This is a genomic window from Allomuricauda sp. CP2A (assembly GCF_001683915.1).
In the GTDB taxonomy this organism is placed as follows: Bacteria; Bacteroidota; Bacteroidia; order Flavobacteriales; family Flavobacteriaceae; genus Flagellimonas.
The window spans coordinates 1-1,944 of record NZ_LXTT01000041.1; the positions used below are offsets into that span (position 1 = coordinate 1).

The following is a 1,944-nucleotide window of genomic DNA, read 5'->3' on the forward strand; positions in this document are numbered from 1 at the left end:
TTAGTATTCGGTGCAATTTTGATAAAAAGAGTAAGGCTATAGAGGGCGCTCAATTTTATCCTGAGAGGGGTAGTATACTATGTTTGGTATTTCCACTTTGTGTTAAGTTATGTTAACTATTTGATTTTTGAATAGAAGATTCCATTTTTCATTCTTCTTATTTTCTTTCAAGAAGATATTTTTTCTTTATCCATCCTGTTTCGGGTAGACCATCCTTTGGATTTAGATAACTAACGTATGCCCATTTATGGAACTTATTGAGTACTATCAAATCGTAATTGGCAGGTAAATACGCTATCACTTTAGACCGTTTTCTTGGCTTCAACATTACCTTGCATTTAATTCTAACTTTTTCATTCCGTTCATTTTCCTTTAAAGACTTTTGAATTTTCTCAAATCCATCTTTGACAATTAAGGAAATTTCCTCTTTAGTGGCATAATTTGGTCTTGGCTCATACTCTTTGATTACGCCTCGAATAGCTATTATGAAGCTGATTAAGGCAATGAATTTGAGTAGTATTTCAAATACATTTTTATCCTGTCTGTCAAATTTTATTTCAATTCCATGAAGAAGATTTTTGATTTCTTCTAAGCTTTTCTCTGTTATTCCATCGTCATCATCTATCGCTTCATTAATTGCTGCAGCATTTGTTGAAATTTCATCAAAATCTTCCAGTAAATCCCACTTTTTTTGCTCCAAAGCAATCTTGACAAGGTGACTCGAAATATCTTGAAACGATAGTTGAAAATTTTTAATATGAGCTATTATAGAACTTGGACTGTTGACTTTATCAATCCCTTTCAAACTATGAAGGAGATTTATTTGCGAAGAAGCAATTGAATTCAAAGTTGCCAAAGTAGTAGATGGAATCATCTTATTATGCTGAAGAGCAGCTATTCTGGCAATATTACTATAAGTTGTAAAGTTTTTAATATTGTTACTGGCCGATAGACTTTTTAGGACAGATTCATGCAACATCATTGAATTGAACTGTTTTGGCGCTCCTGATGACTGAATGATTTTGGACAAATTAGCAGAAATACTTGCTTGCTCCATCATCCTTTGACTTAGCTTGGTTGTTTTTAAAATGTCTGCTAGTGTTTTTATTTGCATCCTTGGTGGTAAAAATTACTGCTTATTAATTGAGAAGGGGCTAGGACTACCTCTATTTAAGATGAATCATAGCCCTTTCCATTTTAGGTTTATAGGTTTTGTGGGTTATTTCCAAGCCAGATATGTAGTTCATATACTCTTGTTTCCTTTCTTTTGAAAATTGCTCCATAGGAATAACTGTTATCCATTCAAAAAAATCATTGTGTCCCACGATTCTATTTTTATGTGCAATCAATAAATTCTTTAGAAACACATCGTAAACTTCTTTTGGCACAAGTTTAAAACTCAATCTAAGCCATTTATACATCTGGGCATCTTCAAAATAATCAATCAATTCTTGTATAAATTGACTCTGTTCTTCTACAGAAAAGCTTCTTGATACAGTTGACACCTTTCCCTTAAAAGTTTGATAGTCATGAGCTTTATTATTAACAAAAGGTTTTTTCAAGTAATTCAAAACTGATTTCCCATAAAACCATTTGTCTTTCAATAGCTTTACATTTTTTATATAAGAATGTAAAATAGTTCCTTCAATGCCGTTTAGTACTTTTAAAAATTGTTCCCCAGCAGATTTTTTCAGTCGGAACATAAATGATATGCTATCCTTAGAATGATAGTTAGCAAAGGCATTAATCGTTCTCAAAATAACTCGCTCTTCTTCAGCACTTGATAAACCCTTACTTTCAGCAGACTTTTCCAACATTAGAAGTAAAGTGTTGCCATAAGGAAAACAAGCTTTCCCCTTATTTATATAATGCTCAATCAGGGTTTCGGAAAAAGGATAATTATAGACATCAAATCTATCGACATCTTTATAGAGAATATCATTT

2 protein-coding genes are annotated in these 1,944 nt (G+C 32.1%); both read right to left on the reverse strand.

What is annotated here, in order from left to right:
• Positions 1-157: 157 nt before the first annotated feature.
• Positions 158-1,114: a hypothetical protein gene (locus A7D14_RS05640; RefSeq protein ID WP_067031222.1), complete on the reverse strand. Its 957-nt coding sequence runs from the start codon at positions 1,112-1,114 to the stop codon at positions 158-160.
• Positions 1,115-1,166: 52 nt separating this feature from the next.
• A partial coding sequence (locus A7D14_RS19980; protein WP_176712368.1) for a hypothetical protein occupies positions 1,167-1,944 on the reverse strand: 778 nt, incomplete at its 5' end.